General features: G+C 52.9%; 21 protein-coding genes. 16 read left to right on the forward strand and 5 right to left on the reverse strand.

The annotated features are described in order from the left end of the window. The 3 genes from VB081_RS04620 to VB081_RS04630 form a co-directional block, all read left to right on the forward strand. On the forward strand, window positions 1-466 hold a 466-nt coding region (locus tag VB081_RS04620), incomplete at its 5' end, for an ABC transporter permease (RefSeq protein WP_323399674.1). A 172-nt stretch (window positions 467-638) separates the two neighbouring features. After that, on the forward strand, window positions 639-1,010 hold the full coding sequence (locus tag VB081_RS04625) for a CidA/LrgA family protein (RefSeq protein WP_323399675.1): 372 nt from the start codon (window positions 639-641) through the stop codon (window positions 1,008-1,010). Next, a complete protein-coding gene (locus tag VB081_RS04630; RefSeq protein WP_323399676.1) occupies window positions 1,003-1,683 on the forward strand; it encodes an LrgB family protein in 681 nt (226 codons plus the stop codon). Before VB081_RS04625 ends, VB081_RS04630 begins: the two co-directional genes overlap by 8 nt. Here the strand turns inward: VB081_RS04630 and VB081_RS04635 are convergent. Further along, window positions 1,673-2,575 (reverse strand): DUF3658 domain-containing protein, encoded by a 903-nt coding sequence (locus tag VB081_RS04635; protein WP_323399677.1) that lies wholly within the window; start codon window positions 2,573-2,575, stop codon window positions 1,673-1,675. The genes VB081_RS04630 and VB081_RS04635 overlap by 11 nt on opposite strands. A gap of 13 nt (window positions 2,576-2,588) precedes the next feature. Further along, the gene (locus VB081_RS04640) at window positions 2,589-2,834 is read right to left on the reverse strand and encodes a helix-turn-helix domain-containing protein (RefSeq protein WP_323399678.1); all 246 of its coding nucleotides are present in this window, start codon (window positions 2,832-2,834) and stop codon (window positions 2,589-2,591) included. Between the two features lie 101 nt (window positions 2,835-2,935). Here VB081_RS04640 and VB081_RS04645 point away from each other — a divergent pair, with 101 nt between their 5' ends. The 6 genes from VB081_RS04645 (at window position 2,936) to VB081_RS04670 (ending at window position 10,127) form a co-directional block, all read left to right on the forward strand. Next, entirely contained in the window at window positions 2,936-3,088 is a 153-nt protein-coding gene (locus tag VB081_RS04645) for a hypothetical protein (RefSeq protein ID WP_323399679.1), read from the forward strand. 151 nt (window positions 3,089-3,239) lie between these two features. After that, a complete protein-coding gene (locus VB081_RS04650; RefSeq protein WP_323399680.1) occupies window positions 3,240-5,765 on the forward strand; it encodes a DNA polymerase I in 2,526 nt (841 codons plus the stop codon). After that, window positions 5,747-6,349, forward strand: coding sequence for a dephospho-CoA kinase (gene coaE, locus VB081_RS04655; RefSeq protein ID WP_323399681.1), 603 nt, complete (start codon window positions 5,747-5,749; stop codon window positions 6,347-6,349). The genes VB081_RS04650 and coaE overlap by 19 nt, the downstream gene beginning before the upstream one ends. Then, the gene (locus tag VB081_RS04660; protein ID WP_323399682.1) at window positions 6,333-6,923 is read left to right on the forward strand and encodes a lytic transglycosylase domain-containing protein; all 591 of its coding nucleotides are present in this window, start codon (window positions 6,333-6,335) and stop codon (window positions 6,921-6,923) included. Before coaE ends, VB081_RS04660 begins: the two co-directional genes overlap by 17 nt. Beyond that, window positions 6,910-8,655, forward strand: a complete 1,746-nt coding sequence (locus VB081_RS04665; protein ID WP_323399683.1) for an ABC transporter substrate-binding protein — start codon at window positions 6,910-6,912, stop codon at window positions 8,653-8,655. Before VB081_RS04660 ends, VB081_RS04665 begins: the two co-directional genes overlap by 14 nt. An 11-nt stretch (window positions 8,656-8,666) precedes the next feature. Further along, window positions 8,667-10,127 carry an alpha-amylase gene (locus VB081_RS04670; protein ID WP_323399684.1) on the forward strand — a complete coding sequence of 487 codons (1,461 nt, stop codon included), beginning with the start codon at window positions 8,667-8,669 and terminating at the stop codon, window positions 10,125-10,127. A 2-nt stretch (window positions 10,128-10,129) separates the two neighbouring features. Here the strand turns inward: VB081_RS04670 and VB081_RS04675 are convergent, their stop codons facing one another. Continuing rightward, window positions 10,130-10,870, reverse strand: coding sequence for a peptidoglycan-binding domain-containing protein (locus tag VB081_RS04675; RefSeq protein WP_323399685.1), 741 nt, complete (start codon window positions 10,868-10,870; stop codon window positions 10,130-10,132). Between the two features lie 77 nt (window positions 10,871-10,947). On the opposite strand from VB081_RS04675, the gene VB081_RS04680 reads away from it, so the two are divergent. From VB081_RS04680 to VB081_RS04705, 6 genes are read left to right on the forward strand one after another with little or no spacing between them, the layout of a single operon-like run. After that, window positions 10,948-11,559, forward strand: a complete 612-nt coding sequence (locus VB081_RS04680) for a RecX family transcriptional regulator (protein WP_323399686.1) — start codon at window positions 10,948-10,950, stop codon at window positions 11,557-11,559. Continuing rightward, complete coding sequence (locus VB081_RS04685) at window positions 11,556-12,524, forward strand: biotin--[acetyl-CoA-carboxylase] ligase (RefSeq protein ID WP_323399687.1); 969 nt, start codon at window positions 11,556-11,558, stop codon at window positions 12,522-12,524. The genes VB081_RS04680 and VB081_RS04685 overlap by 4 nt, the downstream gene beginning before the upstream one ends. Window positions 12,525-12,564: 40 nt before the next feature. After that, entirely contained in the window at window positions 12,565-13,485 is a 921-nt protein-coding gene (locus VB081_RS04690) for a P1 family peptidase (RefSeq protein ID WP_323399688.1), read from the forward strand. Further along, window positions 13,482-13,847, forward strand: coding sequence for a holo-ACP synthase (gene acpS, locus VB081_RS04695; RefSeq protein WP_323399689.1), 366 nt, complete (start codon window positions 13,482-13,484; stop codon window positions 13,845-13,847). The genes VB081_RS04690 and acpS overlap by 4 nt, the downstream gene beginning before the upstream one ends. A 4-nt stretch (window positions 13,848-13,851) precedes the next feature. Then, a complete protein-coding gene (locus VB081_RS04700; protein ID WP_323399690.1) occupies window positions 13,852-15,813 on the forward strand; it encodes an NAD(P)H-hydrate dehydratase in 1,962 nt (653 codons plus the stop codon). A gap of 24 nt (window positions 15,814-15,837) precedes the next feature. Further along, entirely contained in the window at window positions 15,838-16,350 is a 513-nt protein-coding gene (locus tag VB081_RS04705; RefSeq protein ID WP_323399691.1) for a flavin reductase family protein, read from the forward strand. 30 nt (window positions 16,351-16,380) lie between these two features. Here the strand turns inward: VB081_RS04705 and VB081_RS04710 are convergent, their stop codons facing one another. Together VB081_RS04710 and VB081_RS04715 are read right to left on the reverse strand one after the other, a co-directional pair. Then, window positions 16,381-16,647 (reverse strand): helix-hairpin-helix domain-containing protein, encoded by a 267-nt coding sequence (locus tag VB081_RS04710; protein WP_323399692.1) that lies wholly within the window; start codon window positions 16,645-16,647, stop codon window positions 16,381-16,383. Between the two features lie 12 nt (window positions 16,648-16,659). Continuing rightward, the gene (locus VB081_RS04715; RefSeq protein WP_323399693.1) at window positions 16,660-16,938 is read right to left on the reverse strand and encodes a GNAT family N-acetyltransferase; all 279 of its coding nucleotides are present in this window, start codon (window positions 16,936-16,938) and stop codon (window positions 16,660-16,662) included. A gap of 171 nt (window positions 16,939-17,109) precedes the next feature. Here VB081_RS04715 and VB081_RS04720 point away from each other — a divergent pair. Then, on the forward strand, window positions 17,110-17,626 hold a 517-nt coding region (locus VB081_RS04720), incomplete at its 3' end, for an acetate uptake transporter (RefSeq protein ID WP_323399694.1).

Raw genomic sequence — 17,626 nt, forward strand, 5'->3', positions numbered from 1 at the left:
AATCATCCTGGTGGCGGCCTTCATCATTGCGGCGATCGTGGCAAAATACACAGTGTTCGGTCGTGATTGTTACGCCATCGGCGGCAACGAGGAAGCAGCTGTCATGAAGGGCATTCCGGTAAATAAAGTAAAATTCTTCACATACCTTTTGAGTGGCGCGTGTGCAGGACTTGCAGGCGTGATCGTGGCAGCGCGTACCTATTCTGGAAACATCCTTTTAGGCGACGGCTACGAGATGGACGTGATCGCGGCTGTGGTACTCGGCGGTACGCTTTTATCAGGCGGACGCGGAAAGGTGCTCAATTCGATGTGGGGCGCGCTGATCATTACGATCATCGGCAATATCATCAACCTAAACCAGATATCTTACTTGTGGGAAGGATGTATCACGGGTGGCGTACTGCTAGTGATACTGGTGCTGCAATCGAGGATGACAAGCAAACAGCATATGATCACGCAAAATTAGTGCCTCTTATCTAAGGCAATATGCTCAGGCGTTTTCGCCTTGCATTGCAGCCTGATAAGGATACCCCCCGGATAAGCGTCCGGGGGGTATTTATTTGGATAAGCTTGATGTAGCGGAGCAGGAAGTTTATAATACATAGGTATGGAATATCAAGTGACAGGAAGGATAAGACGTGAAAGGTATATTTCAAATAGGTATCGTTTTGGCAGTGTGTTTGTTGGGAGAGTTTATTAATATCATCCTCCCGCTGCCCATACCGACCAGCGTGCTCTCCATGATCTTGCTCTTTATTTTGCTGCTTGTAAAGATCATCAAAATACGTCATATCGAACAATTTGGAGATTTCCTGCTGAAAAACATGGCCTTTTTCTTTATTCCCGCTGGGGTCGCGGTCATAAAGGAATTTGACCTACTAAAGAACAATCTGATCCCGTTCCTCGTTATCTGCTGTGTTTCGACGGTGGTCACGTTTTTGGTGACGGCGTATACCGTCAAGGGCGTGATGGCTCTGCAAAAACGGATGGGAGGGACGCGGCATGAATGAGTTTATCGGCTCGCCTTTCTTTGGCGTGGTGCTTTCCATCGTTATGTACGCGATCGGCGTATGGATCAACAAAAAAACAAAATCACCCATCGCAAACCCGTTGATGATCGCGATCGTTCTGGTGATCGTCTTTTTGCTGGTGTTCGATATTCCGTTGGAGGAATACAACAAGGGCGGGGACATCATTGGATTTTTCCTCGTACCCGCGACCGCGTCGCTCGCGCTTGCGATCTACCGTCAGTTGTGGCTGTTGAAAAAGAATTTTCTGCCTGTGATTGTTGGGTGCGCGGCAGGGTCGCTTGCCTCGATGGGTAGCGTGTATGGACTGTGCCAGTTGTTCGGCGTAGGGGAGCAAATGACTTCTTCGCTGCTGCCTAAGTCGGTCACATCACCTATTGCGATGGATGTTGCCGCGATGCTGGGCGGAATCCCGTCCATTGCGGTGGCGGCTGTCGTGGTGACGGGCATCATCGGCGCAATTGCCGCGCCGGGCATGATCAAGCTGTTCCGCGTGAAAAACCCAGTCGCGGCCGGCGTTGCCATCGGCACGAGCTCGCACGCCCTCGGTACGACAAAAGCGCTCGAGATCGGCGAAGTGGAAGGCGCAATGAGCGGCCTTGCCATCGGCGTTGCGGGCGTTCTGACTGTCATTTTTGCAATGATCATCGGCTGATTTTTCTTAGAATTTCACCGTAGGGATGGGACTTATCCGCATGACCGACCAAGGCGAACCTGCCTTCACGGATCATGGCACGCAGACGTGCAACATACCAGCTGTCGCTGATCCCGAGCTGGTATTCTCCAAGAAGTTTGCCGACAAGCCATATCATTCTGAAATCGCCGTCCGGCGCATTGTTTAAGATAAGATGGTCGTAAAAGGTTTCGGGGACAGACAACAAATGTCCGTTGACAAGCGCCCTTAGCGGGGCGTTTTCTTGTATTAAATCGCACCACATTATTGCAAGCGTGCGCTTTTCGCAAGGGAGGAGCTTTTTTTCGAGCGGCAGAAACGAGGAGAATTTGCCAGGCTCGACCTCGCCCCAGTGGCTGTAGGAAACGGTCGCGTCCTCATTTTCAAGCGGCATGAATGGCGGCAGGGCAATGACGCGTATGTCGCAGTCTATGTGACGCAGCAAATGGCAGGTGTAGTAAAGCCCGCAAGTTGAATAGGGAGCGTTGCTTGTCCAGATGCGTACCGACTGCCCGCTACGCGCGACGGAAAGAAGCTTTTCAAGGTCTGCGCGCTGGGCAGAAAACAGTTCTTCGCGGTCTTGGTCGCTGAAATCGTGCATGCCCCATAACAGATCAAAAGCGGCCTGCCGCCCCTGTCCGTCGACCGCGCCGGAAATATCGCCAACGTCGAGCGTGAAGCCGATGTTAACGACGTCGGAAGGGGAGCCCTCAAGCGGTGTATCTCCTTCAAACATATCCTCCATTTCGGCCTGCGATAATGGATGTCCATCACTTGAGCCGCCGATATAGCCAACAATGGTGAAGCCGTCCCCGCGGCATTTTCCAACCTTCATGGAGCCTTTTTCGCTGTCGCCGAATACTACTTCAAGCATGTTTTCTCCTTTGTTATTCATGCGGTTTGATGCCTTTGAAGAACTCCGCGAAATCCACTTTATAGATTTGCTGCAATGCGACTAAGTCGGTCACTTTGATTTTGCGCACTCCGATCTCGATCATGGAATAACCGCTGCGGGAAATATTGCTTCCCAGTGTCTGCATCCTGCTCACAAGATCGTTTTGCGAAAAACTTTTTTCGGCACGCAGCCTTTTCAGGTTTTGGTTAAAATCCGCATTTTGAATTATCTTTTGCATAGCAATTTCCTTTCTGTAAATTATATCTTATATTATAGACGGTGAGAAGTACTACAATGCCACTAGAACGTTGCAAATGTTAAATTGTGAGGTATGAAGTGATGTTAAATGAAAAAGTGCTGGAATGCCTGAAGCAAAATGTGGAGGGACTGGAAATGGTCGACCGTGTGAGGTCAATGCTTCTTGAGGAACAGGAGGACTGGCTGAAACGTGTCGGGCGCATCAAAGAATTAAGGAATCAAAAGAGAATATGAATACCTGAAAAGACTGCTGCATATGGCGGTTTTTTTCTTATGGGGAGTGAATTCGAACAATCAGTGAACATGCGGGCGCACGGTTTGATTTTAGGCGGTGGGCATGATAAAATGATACGACGGCAAAACGGTTTGGAAGGAAGAAAAAAACATGGCGGATAAATTGCTGGCGATTGATGGAAACAGTCTGGTGCACAGGGCGTATTGGGCGCTTCCCACGACGATGATGGATAAGGAAAAGCGGCACACAAATGCTGTGTACGGCTTTTTTACAATGCTTTTTCGAATCGTAGAGGAATATGAACCTACATATGTCGCCGTCGCCTTTGATATGAAGGAAGAAACGTTCCGGCATGAGGTGTTTAAGGAATATAAGGCGGGACGGCGCAAAACACCGGACGAACTGAATGAACAGTTTCCGATGCTAAAAGATGCGCTCACGCTGGCAGGCGTACATTATACCGAGCAGGAGACCTTTGAGGCGGACGACATTTTGGGCGCGCTCGCAAAGGAAGCGTCGGCGCGCAGCATGGAATCGTACATTTTCACGGGCGACCGTGACGAGCTGCAACTCATCGACGAGCATGTGAGCGTGGTGCTGACCAAAAAGGGCGTATCTGAAACGAAGCTGATGACGCGTGAGGCGCTGATGGAGGAAATGGGCATCACCCCTGAGCAGATCACTGATCTGAAAGGCCTGATGGGCGACGCATCTGATAATATCCCCGGCATCGCGGGCGTGGGAGAGAAAACTGCGCTCAAGCTTTTGCTGGAATATGGAACGGTGGAAAACCTGTATGAGCATATTGAGGAGCTGCCCAAAAACAAGCTGTACGAAAAGCTTGTGAACGGTAAGGAATCCGCTTTTTTATCCAAGCAGTTGGCGACGATCCACCGTGACATGCCGCTAAAAGCAACGCTTGACGAATTTGCGTTTGATGGGTTTGATATGGATGGCCTGCGCGCAATGAGTGAGAAATACAGCTTTGGATCGTTTTTGAAGCGTTTCTCTATGGAAGCGGAGGAACAGAAAAAGGAAATAGAAATCAAAACAGTAGGTCTTGATGACCTTGGCGTACTTGCGGACGCGGTCGAGCTTGCGCTGTATTTTAAGGGCGGGCTGCATTTTGCTGTGGATGAAGAAAATGAATACCTGATCCCGCAGAAGGAGACGCTGCTTGACGAGGGATATGACCTCGCGGAAATTTTGAAGGCAGCGCTGCCGCTTCTTGCGGGCAAGAGCATCGTTGCGCACGATATCAAGGGCATGGAACATTTTTGCGGGGACGGCCGTCTTACGGACGGGACGTACTTCGATACGATGCTTGCGGCGTGGGTATTGAATCCGTCGCATACCAAATACGACATGGAAAGCGTGCTGGAACGCGAAGATATTCCGGTCGGCGCGACGGGGCTGTTTGCGCTGGCGCAGAGGCAGCGTGAGGAGATCGAGGAAAAGGAACTTGATAAAGTTTATTACGACATCGAGCTGCCGCTGCTAAAGGTGCTCTATGATATGGAAAAAACGGGCGTGCTCGTTTCGGACGAGGCGCTTAAGACGCTTGGTGAAAAATATGAAGCGCAGATAGGGGAGCTGACTGCGCGTATTTATGAGCAGGCGAACATGGAATTCAATATCAGCTCTACCAAGCAGCTGGCGGAGGTATTGTTTGAAAAGCTCGGTCTGCCCGTGGTCAAGAAGACGAAAACAGGCTATTCCACGGATGTGGAGGTTTTGGAAAAGCTGGAGGATAAACACCCGATCATTCCTTATATTATGGAATACCGCACGCTAACCAAGCTGAAGGGTACGTATGTGGACGGCCTGCGTGTGCTGATCCGCGACGGTATGATTCATACGACGTTTTTGCAGACGGTCGCGGCGACAGGCCGGCTTTCGAGCGTGGAACCAAATTTGCAGAACATCCCTATCAAGTCGGCGATGGCAAACGACATTCGCAGCGCGTTCCCCGCGCCGGAGGGTTATACCATCGTGTCGGCGGATTATTCACAAATCGAGTTGCGTATTTTGGCGGATATCGCGGACGACGGGCATTTGAAGGATGCGTTTTTAAAGGGGCAGGACATCCACGCGCGTACAGCGGCAGAGATACTTGATAAGAATATCGAAGATGTCACGAAGCAGGAGCGCGCAAGCGCGAAGGCGGTCAATTTCGGCATCGTTTATGGCATCAGTGATTTTGGACTGGCGCGCAACCTGGGCATCACACGTAAAAAAGCATCGGATTACATTGCGCGTTATTTTGAGGAGTTTCGCGGGGTGCGGAGATATATGGACGAGATCATCGCGCAGGCGCACAGGGACGGGTTCGTGCGAACGCTGTACGGGCGCATCCGCTATATTCCGGAGCTTGCATCGGGCAACTTCAACATTCGTTCGTTCGGCGAACGCGCTGCGCTCAACACGCCCATACAGGGCAGCGCGGCAGATATCATCAAGATCGCGATGAACGGAGTGGCGGACGCTTTAAAAAAAGGAAAATTTGAATCAAAGCTTGTATTGCAGGTACACGATGAATTGATCTTGTATGCAAAGAACGACGAGGCGGACAAGGTGACGAAGCTGCTCGCGGATTGTATGGAGCACGCAATGAAGCTGAGCGTACCGCTGGTCGTCAATGTGGCGAAAGGAAAGACATGGGCGGAAGCGAAATAAAAAAACGCGTGATCGGCCTGACGGGCAACAGCGGGTCGGGCAAGAGCAGCGCGGCGGCGTATCTTGAGGAGCTGGGCGCGTATGTGATCGACGCTGACCGCATCGCGCGGGAGATAAGCGATACGGGCAAGGCGGGTGCGCTTGCAGTAAGGGATGCGTTCGGCGAAGTTTTTTTTCGTGCGGACGGATCGCTTGACCGGCACAAGCTGGGAGAATATGTGTTTTCGCGCCCGGCGGAGCTAAAGCGCCTCAACGAGGTCTTGCATCCGCTGATCATTAAAGAAGTGAAGGAACGTATGGGTGCGGCGACGGGCACGGTAGTGCTTGATTGTGCGCTGCTGGTAGACGTGGGGCTTACTGCGCTCACGGGCGAGGTATGGCTGATTGCCGCGGGGCAAGACAGTAAGATAGACCGCATCAAAAAGCGCGATGGCATCGGCCACGAGCATGCCAGGAACAGGCTGCTAAGCCAGCTTGATGAGGAAAAAATGAGAAAATACGCGGATGTTGTGATCGAAAACAACGGCACGCTTGAGGAACTCAAGAAACAGGTGAGGGAACAATTTTATGGGCAGAGCAAATAGCAGGAAAAAAGGGAGCAAAGCGGTGATCATCGTCGTATGCGTGGTCATTGCCGTGGCAGCAGTGCTGGGCGGGCTTTTTGTGTTCGGCGACTTAAACTGGCAGGCGAAATATCCGCTCAAATATGAAGAACTGATCGTGAAATATGCGGATGAGTATGCGCTTGATCCGTACTTTGTAGCAGCGGTCATCCATACGGAAAGCGGATTTGACGCAGAAGCGGTTTCGGGCGCGGGCGCAATGGGGCTGATGCAGGTCATGCCGGAGACGGGCGAATGGGTCGCGGGAAAACTGGGATTGGAAGGATTCAACAAGGAGATGCTGCTTGATCCGGAGACGAACATTGAAATGGGGTGCTGGTATCTTGGCTTCCTAAAGGAGAGATTCCCCAATGAAGAAGCGGTCATGGCGGCGTACAATGCGGGGCACGGCAGGGTGCAGGAATGGCTCGATGACGCACAATACTCGACAGACGGCACGACGCTCGATTCTATTCCGTTCAAGGAAACGGAAAACTACGTAAAAAAGGTAACCAATGCATATGAGAAATACAAGGAACATTATGAACTGGGGTAAACGCATACTGGCAGCGGGAGTCGCCGCTGCAACAGTGCTTTTGTGTGCGTGCACGAACTTGAGCAGCACTACGCCGTCCGCTTCGTCGAGCACAGGGGCGACAGCGTCGGCAACGGATACGAAGGCCCCCGTGGCGCAGGAGGGTGGCGAGTTGTTTATCGCCATGCCGCAGGGCGTGACGGATTTAGACCCGCTTGCCGCAACGGACGAGGATCTCATTAATTTGCTGACGCTTATTTATGACACGCCTGTGCGCCTTGGCGTTGGCAGTGAACCGCAGCCGGGGCTTGCGGAGTCGTGGGAGGTAGACGAGACAGGGACGGTGTATACGTTCCATTTCCGGCAGAACCTGATGTTTGCGGACGGGGTGACGCCTTTTAATGTGGACGATGTGATATACAGCTTAAAGCGCGTGCTGGAAGCGGGCGGGACAACAGACCCCGCAGCACCGCAGCCGGAAGGAAGTACGCCGCCAGAGGGAAGTGCGGAGCCGGAACCGAGCGCCAGCCCTGAGGCGAGCAGCAGCGCAAGCCCCAGTGCGGGAACAACAGAAGGTGGCGGAGAGGTAGAGTTGCCCGAGAGCAACCGCTATGTACAATACAACAGCTTGCTTTCAAATTATGAACGTTTGGATGATTATACGCTTAAGTTGACGATGACAAAGCCGGGACGAGAGGCGCTTTATTTGATGACCTTCCCGGTGGTGAGCGCTACGCTATACGAATCGAGCGGTACGCCTGTGGGCACCGGAGCTTATCGGGTGGACGGTTATGAGCAGGACGTGAGGATGACGCTTGTGCGTAACGACGGATGGTGGGGCGAAAAGCCGTACATCGAGAAAATCGCGGCCAATGCGGTGAGCGGCGCCGACCAGAAGATCGAAAAGGTGGAATCGAGCATCCTTGACTTTATCACGACAGACGTGCTTTACGCGGGGCAATACAAACACGCGGGAAAGACCCAGGTCGTGGATTATATGACGAATTATTACGACTGCCTTGTGCCGAACCTGGGGTCGGATATCTTAGGGGACAGCAATGTGCGACAGGCGATCTCTTATGCGATCGACAGGCGTGAGATCATCTCCACGGTGCTTCTCAATCACGCGGTTCCGGCAAATATGCCGATTGCGCCGGATTTTTACGCGTATGATTCCAAGTATAAGCAGGACGACGATTTAGCAACAGCGCGTGACTATTTGCGTGCATCCGGCTATAAGACGGACGAGGAGGCGGAGGGCAATGCGCTTGCCATCACACTGATCGTACCATCAGAGCGCGACGCTTCTTACCGCGTAGAGGCGGCAAAGGCCATCAAAAAGCAGCTTGCGCGTGTGGGCGTCGATATCACGATAGAAGAGTTGGCGCCCGCCGATTTTTATGCGCGGCTTACGGCAAGGGACTATCAGCTTGCGTTCGTGAGCTATTACCTTGACGAAAACCCGGAGCTTTCATTTATGTTTGACAGCGGTGGTTCGGGCAACTATAACGGCGTATCCAATCAGGAACTGACGGACGCGATCGCCGCGTGCTCAAGCGCGTTTGGCGAGGAGCAGGTGAAGGCGGCTTACAGCGAGCTGCAAAGACAGTTGATGGAGCGCGTGCCGCAGATCGGGCTTTATTTCCGCATGAATTCTATTATCTGTGACCAGGCGATCACCGGTATTACGGGTGCACGTCAAAACAGGGTGTTTGAGGATGTGAATAAGTGGTTTGTTGACGCAAACCATTAAAGGAGCTGTGTATGGATAATCAGGATAACGGGACGATGATGCAATACTTTGAGTGGTATCTGCCTTCCGGCATGCTATGGAATCAGGTGACGAAAGAAGCTTCGCAGTTAAAAGAGGATGGCATCACGGCGGTATGGCTGCCGCCCGCCTATAAGGGCAGCGGCGGCGCAGACGACGTGGGATACGGCGTATACGATCATTATGACCTGGGAGAATTTGACCAGAAGGGGTCGGTCGCGACAAAATATGGCACCAGGGAAGAATACGTCAACGCGATTGGTGCGCTGCACGACCACGGCATACAGGTCTATGCGGACATTGTGCTCGATCATATGATGGGCGCGGACGGGACGGAGCCGGTGTTGGTGCGCGAATATAACCCGGAAAACAGGCAGGAGAGCATTGGCGAAGATAGGGAGATCCTTGCGTGGACGAAGTTCGATTTTCCGGGGAGAAATGGGCAGTATTCGGAATTCAAGTGGAACTATACACATTTTGGCGGCATAGACTGGGACGAAAAGGAACAGGAAAAAGGGATATTTAAGTTCCACGGCAAACCGTGGGAAGACGAGGTGGACGACGAAAAGGGAAACTTTGACTACCTGATGGGCGCGGATGTGGATCTCAATAATCCGGAGGTCGTGGAAGAACTGAAAAAATGGGGAAGCTGGTATCTGGAAACAGCGCCGGTGAACGGATTTCGCATGGACGCTGTCAAGCACATGCGCTTTTCTTTTTACAGCGACTGGTTAAATACGCTGCGCAACGAAAAAAACCGTGAGCTGTTTTCTGTGGGGGAATACTGGAACGGCGATATTGCGGCGCTCAAGGACTATATCGATACCACGGAAGGGGCGATGTCGCTTTTCGACGTGCCGCTGCACTTCCGCTTTTTTGATGCGGCAAACAGCAATGGGACATTCGATATGCGCACGATCTTCCATGATACGCTGACGCAGAACAACCCATTAAAATCTGTGACCTTTGTGGACAACCATGATACGCAGCCGGGGCAATCCTTAAGCTCTTGGGTGCCGGCTTGGTTTAAGCCGCTTGCGTATGCACTGATCTTGTTGCGGCAGGAAGGGTATCCGTGTGTTTTCTACGGCGATTATTACGGCATTCCGCATGATGGTGTGGAAGCGATGCGTGAAGTGCTGGTTTCGCTTATTTCTGCGCGGCGCTACCTTGCATATGGCAAGCAAAATGATTATTTTGACGATCCGAATATCATCGGGTGGACGCGCGAGGGCGATGAGACGCATGGAAATTCAGGTCTTGCGGTTTTGCTGACCAACGGTTCCGGTGGCGTGAAACGGATGTATGTGGGCGAAAAATTTGCGGGCAGCACGTTTGTTGACTGCACAAAAAACCACCCGGGCGAGATCGCCATTGAAGGCGACGGCTGGGCGGACTTTTTTGTAAACGACGGTTCAGTTTCTGTATGGGTAAAGGCTGTGGATGAGGCGTAAGATCATTCGCCTGCAGCCTTTGTGATCGCGACGAGGCTTTCTTCGTCGCTGAGGCCGAAAATATCCGTGCGGCCGGGATTGAAGGACAGGAACGTATGTCCCTTCATGCCTGTACCGTTATCATCGCCGCCTGTGGGCATGCCGAACATGGATGCGGCGTATACGGTCTCGCCGATGGTCACGAGCACGGAGCGGTGCTCCCATGTTGCGTCACCGCCAAAGGAAGCCAAATATGCGGCATAGTCGGTCGTTGTTTTGGGAACGACCTGTGCGCAGTTTACGCCACCTGTGCGCTGCATGGTATATGTTGTGCCGGAGTTGTAGTCTGTGACAGCTATGTCGCTGCCCTCGGGGATCAGTGCGCTGATCGCCTCCCATGCGCCTAATGTGCCGTGTGTTTTTACACTGCCGTTGTAGGCGGGGCCGGAGATGCGCTTGATGCCTGCGCTTGCCGGGGCGCGTTTGGCGCCGTCCGAAAAGAGCAGGTTATAGGTATCGGAGCCGATCTGTCCGTCGGGCGCAATGCCGTTTTGCTGCTGGAAGCTTTGTACTGCGGCGATGGTGAGCTCGCTGAATTTGCCTGTCGGACGGTAGTTGAGGTATCCTAAGTCGCGCAGGCGCTGCTGTACGAGCGCGACGTTGTCGCCGCGGTCGTTCTGGGATATGACATTGTCTGCCGCCATGCCGAAGACCGGAACGCACAAAAGCGCCGCAAGCAGGATCAAACAAAATATTCTTCTCATAATGCTTTATTTTACCGAAAAAAAATAAAAATTGCAAATGAGTTTCCAAGAAAGACTCTTTTGGATATAATAGAAATATGATAAAAATTACCGATATCAAAGAAGGTGCACGCAATAAAAACAGGGTGAACCTGTATACGGAGGACGGCTTTTTGGTGGCTGTCTACCTCGATACGGCTCTTGCGTACCACATTAAGATCGGTACGGAGCTTTCCGAAGAACAGCTTTTGGAGCTAAAAAGCGAGGATGGCGACAAATACGCCGCGGGTGTGGCGATGGAATTTTTGTCGTATAAGATGCGCACGGAGCGCGAGATACGCAATAAATTGAAGGCAAAGGAGATCGAGGAGGATTCGATCGACCGTGTGATCGGGCAGCTTGCGGGGTATGGATACATCAACGATGAAGAATATGCGCAGATGTATGCGCAAGAGCTGATGCAAAAATATGGGCAGCGCGTCGCGGTGAGCAAGCTGATGCAAAAGGGAATAGACCGCGCGCTTGCTGAGCGGGCGGCAAGAGAGAGCGAAGCAGGGGACGAGGTGCTGGACGGCTACTTAGAGCGGCTGCGCTATAAGTACCGCGAGGAAGAACCGAACAAGGCAAAACAGAAGATCATACGTGCGCTGATGGGCAAGGGATTTGAGTATGAGGACATCAAGAGTGCGCTTGCAAGGACGGAAGAATGAGAAAATCGATCATTGACATATTGTTTCATGCAGAGGATTTTGTGTCGGGCGAGGAGCTGAGCGAACAGCTTGGCGTATCGCGCGCGGCTGTATGGAAGCACATCAAAGAGATTCGCGCCGAAGGCGGGGAGATCGAGGCACACACGCGGCGGGGATACCGCCTTACAAAGCTGCCAGATCTTTTGAAGCCGGAGTATGTTTCACTGTACGAAGAAATGCCGGGCGTAAACTATGTCTGGATGGATGAAATAGATTCCACCAATGAAGAAGCCAAGCGTGCGGGGCGTGACGGCGCGCCTGCAAAAAGTGTTTTTATCGCGGAGCATCAGGGGCGCGCCAAGGGCAGGCTGGGGCGCGGATGGGATTCGCAGCGTGGCACGTCCATCGAGATGACAGTATTGCTGCGTCCGCAATTCACGCCTGAAAAAGCGCCGGCGATCACGTTTGCGGCAGCTCTCGGGCTGCTTCGCGCGGTGCGGCGCGTGTGCGGTGTACAGGCGCTCATCAAGTGGCCGAACGACATCGTATATGAGGGAAAAAAGTTGTGCGGTATTTTGACTGAAATGTCTTCTGACATCGACCATGTGGAATACATCGTGTGCGGGATGGGGTTAAATGTCAATCAGCAGGATTTTCCGGATGAGGTCAGGAAGCGTGCGGTATCGCTGCGCATGGCCACAGGAAAAGAGCTTAACCGGCAGCAATTGTGCGCCGCGCTTACAAACGACGTATTTGCCTATTGCGAGAGATACATTAACGAAGGAATCGGGTCTGTTTTTGACGAATATTGCGAAAATAGTGCTATAATAGGAAAAGAGATACGCATCGTATGCGCAAATGAGACACTGAACGGTGTATGCGAAGGATTCTGCGAGGACGGCGCGGTCATTGTGCGTGTCGGGCAGGAAACAAGAATATTCCGCGCGGGGGAAGTTTCGGTGCGCGGTATGGCGGATTATATTTAGAGGGAAATATTCCGCTCGCTAAACGGGGGACAAACATTATATGTATAGTGGAAGTATAACAGATGTGCAGGGGCTGCTCGTCGGCCATGCGCAGGATACCATAGGCATGACGGGCGTGAGCGTTGTAATCGCACCCAATGGGGCGGTTTGTGGCGTTGACGTACGCGGCAGCGCGCCGGGAACGCGAGAAACGGACTTTATGGCGCAGGCCAAGGCGGTGCAAAAGGCGCAGGTTGTGCTGCTTGCGGGCGGCAGCGCGTATGGGCTGGCGGCGGTGGACGGCGTGATGATCTATTGCGAGCAGCAAAAGATGGGTATACACACCGCAGAGGCGGTCGTACCCATCGTACCGGCGGCGGTGATCTATGACCTTGGTTTCGGAAGAAGCGACATCCGTCCCAATGCGGGCATGGGTTATGCCGCGTGCATCAACGCGGGTACGAAGGTGCCACAGGGTAGTATTGGCGCAGGTATGGGCGCAACAGTCGGTAAGGCGCTTGGTATGCCGCATGCTCAAAAGGGAGGCATCGGTACGGCGAGCATCATTTTGCCTAAAGGCGTCGTCGTGGGGGCGCTTGTATGCGTCAACGCATTCGGCGACGTGGTGGAGCGCGGCGAGGTGCTTGCGGGTGCACACAAAAACGGCGCGCACATCGGCACGTCGCAGTATCTGATGGAAAACGCGGTGGATATGAGCAAGGCAATGGGACAGAACACGACGATCGGCGTGGTAGCGACGAACGCCGTGCTCGATAAGGACGGGGCGACGAAGCTGGCACAGGTCGCGCACGACGGACTTGCAAAGTCCATTGATCCCATCCATACGATGCTTGATGGAGACACGATATTCGCGCTTTCTTACGGGAACAAGCAGATCGATTTAAACGCGCTGATCACGGCGGCGGCGGAAGCGACGCGCAGGGCGGTAATCAATGCCGTGCTGGCGGGGATGGGCAAATGATCGAGGGGATCGGCATCGACAATATCGAAATCGAGCGCGTGAAAAAGGCCATAGAACGCGAGGCGTTTTTGAAGCGGATATTTACGGAAAAAGAACGGTTGTACCTTGCGGAAAAAGGATTTGCGGCACAAAGTGCGGCGGGCATGTTTTGTGCAAAGGAGGCTGTTTTGAAAACCATGCGGATGGGCATTACGGACGGGCCGCTAACAGATATAGAAGTGTTGCATGAGGAAGGCGGCGCGCCGGTTGTGAAGCTTCACGGAAAACGGGCTGACAGGAGCCGCGGCTGTAAGGTTTTTTTAAGTATCACCCACACAAGAGACTATGCAAGCGCGCTTGCGGTGCTGGAAAGAGAGGACTAGGAATATGCATATCGCACTGACCCCCGCACAAATGCGGGCAGTAGACAAATACATGATCGAACAGAAAAAGATACCGGGCATCCTGCTGATGGAGAATGCCGCTTACGGGGTGTTTGACCGTATCCGTGAGGAAACAGAGCCGTGCAGCGTGCAGGTGTTCTGCGGAACGGGCAACAACGGCGGCGACGGGCTTGCCGTTGCGCGTATATTGCTTGCGAACGGATATGACGTGAGCGTTGTGATGGCGGGGAAAGAAGAAGAATTGAGCGGGGACGCGCAAACGAACTACGCTTTCTTTGCGACACAGGACGAAGGCGTACTGTGGCTTCGTGACGCGACAGAGCTTGCGTCGCTCGACGAGGTGGAGGTATACGTGGACGCGCTATTTGGCACTGGGCTTTCGCGCAACGTAAATGGGTTACATGCCGACCTCATAGATTACCTGAATGAGCGCGACGCGCTTGTAGTGAGTGTGGATATTCCTTCAGGCGTTAACGCACAGACGGGCGCTGTTATGGGGACAGCGGTCAGGGCGGACGTCACGGTGACATTCCAATACCCGAAGATCGGGCACTTCATGTTCCCGGGCAGGGAATATGCAGGCGAGCTTTGTGTCGTTCAGATCGGCGTGGACGACGGGTGCGATGTGCCGCTGCAGGCGAACGTATGCGCTTACGAAAGCGACGACGAGGATATGTGCCTGGGAATGAGGGCGCTTGATACGAATAAGGGGAGCTATGGGCGGCTGCTGATGATCGCGGGAAGCGCGGGCATGGCGGGGGCGGCTGTGCTTTGTGCACGCAGTGCTTCGCGTGCGGGCGCGGGGCTTGTTGTGGCGGCTTCTACGGAGCCTGTTGTCAATGTACTGCAAAATAATGTGCCGGAAGCAGTGTGTCATACGTTTGCCGGTGGACTGAACGGCGAGCTTTCGGGCCTTGCGGCGGCGGAAGTCGCGGGGCTGATAGAAGGTAAAACGGCGCTCGCCATCGGGCCGGGGCTCGGAAGGGAACGCGCCGCGATGGAGCTGGTGGCAGAGGTCGTATGTAATCATGATATGATCAAGGTGGTCGATGCGGACGCGCTTTTTGCGCTGAGCGAAGACAGCGGGATATTAGATGATAAGAGCGGGGATGTGATCTTAACGCCACACCCCAAGGAATTTGCTGCGCTAAGCGGTATGAGTGTTGCACAGGTTAAGGAAAACCCACTCAAGTGCGCGGTACGATTCGCAATGGAGCATGACGTGATCGTTGTGTTAAAGGGTACGACAACCGTGGTTGCCGATCCGTTTGGCAACGCATCGCTGGTGTGCGCGGGCAGCCCGGGCATGGCGAAGGGCGGCAGCGGGGATGTGCTTACGGGCGTGATCGCCTCGTTTGCGGCACAGGGCAAGGACGCATATGAAGCCGCTTTGATGGGCGTTTATGTTGCCGGAATGGCGGGCGAATATGCTGCGGAGGAGCTGGGGGAATATTCGATGACCCCAATGGATACAGTAAACCACATCGGCACAGCGATCGAGGCGATGACCGTAGATTATGTGGAAGCGGATACTGTGCACAGGAAAGAGGAAATCAGGGAACCGGAGCAGGATGTCCGCGAGATAGAAGAACCTGAGGAAACAGAAGAACCGGAAGACGAGCAAGAAATGGAAGACCTCTTTGCGGGGGAACCCAAGCGTATCTACGAAAAACCGCAGGAGGAAGATATTCCGGCGTTTTTGGAAAAATACATGGACGAGCCCACAACGAAGCATGAAAAGATCACGGAGGAACAGATAGAGCTGGCGCGCGAAGAGGAAGAAATCGAAGAAGAACGTGAGCTTTTGGCGGACGAGACGGAAGAGACGGAACTTGCGGAGGTGCAGGATGAAGAGATCGAGGTGACGCAGGAAATGCAGCGCGAGATCCTCGAGGAACTTAAAAATACGGGCGACAGGCCGCCGTCGCGGCGCAAGATCGGCTAAACACGATAGGAGAGAGAACAGGAAATGGCAGATTTTAAAACGATAGTACCGGAGGAATTCGACCAGAGTGTGTTTCGCATGATCGGCCGGGATTGGATGCTGGTCGCTGCGAAAAAGGACGGCAAGGTGAACGCTATGACGGCCTCGTGGGGCGGCTTTGGCGTGATGTGGGGAAAGAATGTTGCTTTTGTGGTCATCCGGCCGCAGCGCTACACCAAGGAATTTGTAGATGCGGCGGATACGTTCTCTCTGTCGTTTCTGAAAAACGATTATCGCAACGAGCTCAATTATTTTGGCACGGTTTCGGGACGCGACGAGGATAAGATCGCCAAAACAGAGTTTGGCGTTGCCCATCGGAAGGGTACGCCGTTCTTTGAAGAAGCGGACACTGTCATTGTGTGCAAAAAACTGTTTGCACAGCCGTATGATCCGGCGTGCTTCTTAGACGGAGGCACAGTGGACGCGAAATGGTATCCGGATAAGGACTATCATACGCTGTATATTGCAGAGGTGCAGGAAATACTGAAACGGGATTAAATAAAAAGGCCGGGCATAACGCCCGGTTTTTTAGTCTTTCCATTTCCACCATTGCAGCTTATCCGGATCTGGGTTTTCTGTTTCCGCATAATAAACGGCCAGACGGTAAACATACAGCTGACAGCGGTCGATTTTCTCGTTCTGCAAAATACAATCGCGCGTATATATCTCCTCAGCGTCTTCGCCGCGCAGATCCTCAACACAGGTATAGCCGAGGGCGAGCAGATCCTGCTCGGTGGCCTTTCCCACGCCGGGAATCGTGCGCAGGTCTGTTTTTTTGTCGTTACCTTTTGTCATGTGTGGCCTTCCTTACGATTCCGCAAGAAAAGAAGCGTATTCGGAATGGCGTTCAAACCACTTCACAACGAACGGACAAGTCGGTTTTACTTTTTTGCCGTTCTTTTTAAGCTCGTCTATCAGCGCGAGCATCAATTTGTCACCCACACCCTGACCACGAAGGGAAGGATCGACGTAGGTATGCTTTGCGTTTACGACACCATCGCCTTCCGGTGGAAATGAAACAAAGGCAAGCACTTTGTGGTTTTCACCCTCGAGAAAAATACGATCTTTTGAGTGGGAAAAGGTCATGATTTTGATCCTCCGAATTTGGATTTGCTATAAGTATAACACAAAAAGTAAATGGAAAAACGGAAAACGAGAGACGTTTTCAAAATACGCAACCTAATTTTCATGTTTTGTGGTATACTCTTGAGGTATGTCCTGAAAAAAACATAAAATGCATATGGGGGTATGTAGAAAATGAGTACGGAGCAACAAACAAAATGTAATCCGGGGCCGCTTGGGCTGCTCGGATTTGGCATGACGACAGTATTGCTTAACCTGCATAACGCAGGGATCATCGAGCTTTCGGTCGTGATCGCGGCTATGGGGTTTGCGCTGGGGGGCGCGGCACAGATCATTGCCGGGATACTGGAATTTCGCAATGGAAACACTTTTGGCGGAACGGCGTTCACCGCATACGGCTTTTTTTGGTGGTCGCTCGTTGTCATCTGGAGCAATCCGTTTGGCGCGGGCGTGACTGCTGCGGATGAGCTTTCGATGGGCTTTTATTTATTGCTTTGGTGCGTATTCACGCTCTTTATGTTCGTCGGAACATGGAAACACAATCGTGCGACGCAGGTGGTGTTTGGATCGCTGACCGCGCTGTTCGCGCTGCTGGCCATCGGGGACTTTACAGGGGTACATGCTGTAAAGATCGCTGCCGGATGCGTGGGGATATTCTGCGGGGCGAGCGCGATCTATGCTGCGATGGGGC

The sequence above is a fragment of the Christensenella sp. genome, assembly GCF_034927525.1.
Lineage (GTDB): Bacteria > Bacillota > Clostridia > Christensenellales > Christensenellaceae > Christensenella.

What these genes read in the sequence shown, in the direction of transcription:
- VB081_RS04705 (WP_323399691.1), top strand. Translation starts at nt 15,838, where the DNA reads ATGGCAGATTTTAAAACGATAGTACCGGAGGAATTCGACCAGAGTGTG.
- VB081_RS04640 (WP_323399678.1), bottom strand. Translation starts at nt 2,834, where the DNA reads ATGCAAAAGATAATTCAAAATGCGGATTTTAACCAAAACCTGAAAAGG.
- VB081_RS04690 (WP_323399688.1), top strand. Translation starts at nt 12,565, where the DNA reads ATGTATAGTGGAAGTATAACAGATGTGCAGGGGCTGCTCGTCGGCCAT.
- VB081_RS04660 (WP_323399682.1), top strand. Translation starts at nt 6,333, where the DNA reads ATGGGCAGAGCAAATAGCAGGAAAAAAGGGAGCAAAGCGGTGATCATC.
- VB081_RS04685 (WP_323399687.1), top strand. Translation starts at nt 11,556, where the DNA reads ATGAGAAAATCGATCATTGACATATTGTTTCATGCAGAGGATTTTGTG.
- VB081_RS04645 (WP_323399679.1), top strand. Translation starts at nt 2,936, where the DNA reads ATGTTAAATGAAAAAGTGCTGGAATGCCTGAAGCAAAATGTGGAGGGA.
- VB081_RS04665 (WP_323399683.1), top strand. Translation starts at nt 6,910, where the DNA reads ATGAACTGGGGTAAACGCATACTGGCAGCGGGAGTCGCCGCTGCAACA.
- coaE (WP_323399681.1), top strand. Translation starts at nt 5,747, where the DNA reads ATGGGCGGAAGCGAAATAAAAAAACGCGTGATCGGCCTGACGGGCAAC.
- VB081_RS04675 (WP_323399685.1), bottom strand. Translation starts at nt 10,870, where the DNA reads ATGAGAAGAATATTTTGTTTGATCCTGCTTGCGGCGCTTTTGTGCGTT.
- acpS (WP_323399689.1), top strand. Translation starts at nt 13,482, where the DNA reads ATGATCGAGGGGATCGGCATCGACAATATCGAAATCGAGCGCGTGAAA.
- VB081_RS04670 (WP_323399684.1), top strand. Translation starts at nt 8,667, where the DNA reads ATGGATAATCAGGATAACGGGACGATGATGCAATACTTTGAGTGGTAT.
- VB081_RS04635 (WP_323399677.1), bottom strand. Translation starts at nt 2,575, where the DNA reads ATGCTTGAAGTAGTATTCGGCGACAGCGAAAAAGGCTCCATGAAGGTT.
- VB081_RS04680 (WP_323399686.1), top strand. Translation starts at nt 10,948, where the DNA reads ATGATAAAAATTACCGATATCAAAGAAGGTGCACGCAATAAAAACAGG.
- VB081_RS04630 (WP_323399676.1), top strand. Translation starts at nt 1,003, where the DNA reads ATGAATGAGTTTATCGGCTCGCCTTTCTTTGGCGTGGTGCTTTCCATC.
- VB081_RS04710 (WP_323399692.1), bottom strand. Translation starts at nt 16,647, where the DNA reads ATGACAAAAGGTAACGACAAAAAAACAGACCTGCGCACGATTCCCGGC.
- VB081_RS04650 (WP_323399680.1), top strand. Translation starts at nt 3,240, where the DNA reads ATGGCGGATAAATTGCTGGCGATTGATGGAAACAGTCTGGTGCACAGG.
- VB081_RS04700 (WP_323399690.1), top strand. Translation starts at nt 13,852, where the DNA reads ATGCATATCGCACTGACCCCCGCACAAATGCGGGCAGTAGACAAATAC.
- VB081_RS04715 (WP_323399693.1), bottom strand. Translation starts at nt 16,938, where the DNA reads ATGACCTTTTCCCACTCAAAAGATCGTATTTTTCTCGAGGGTGAAAAC.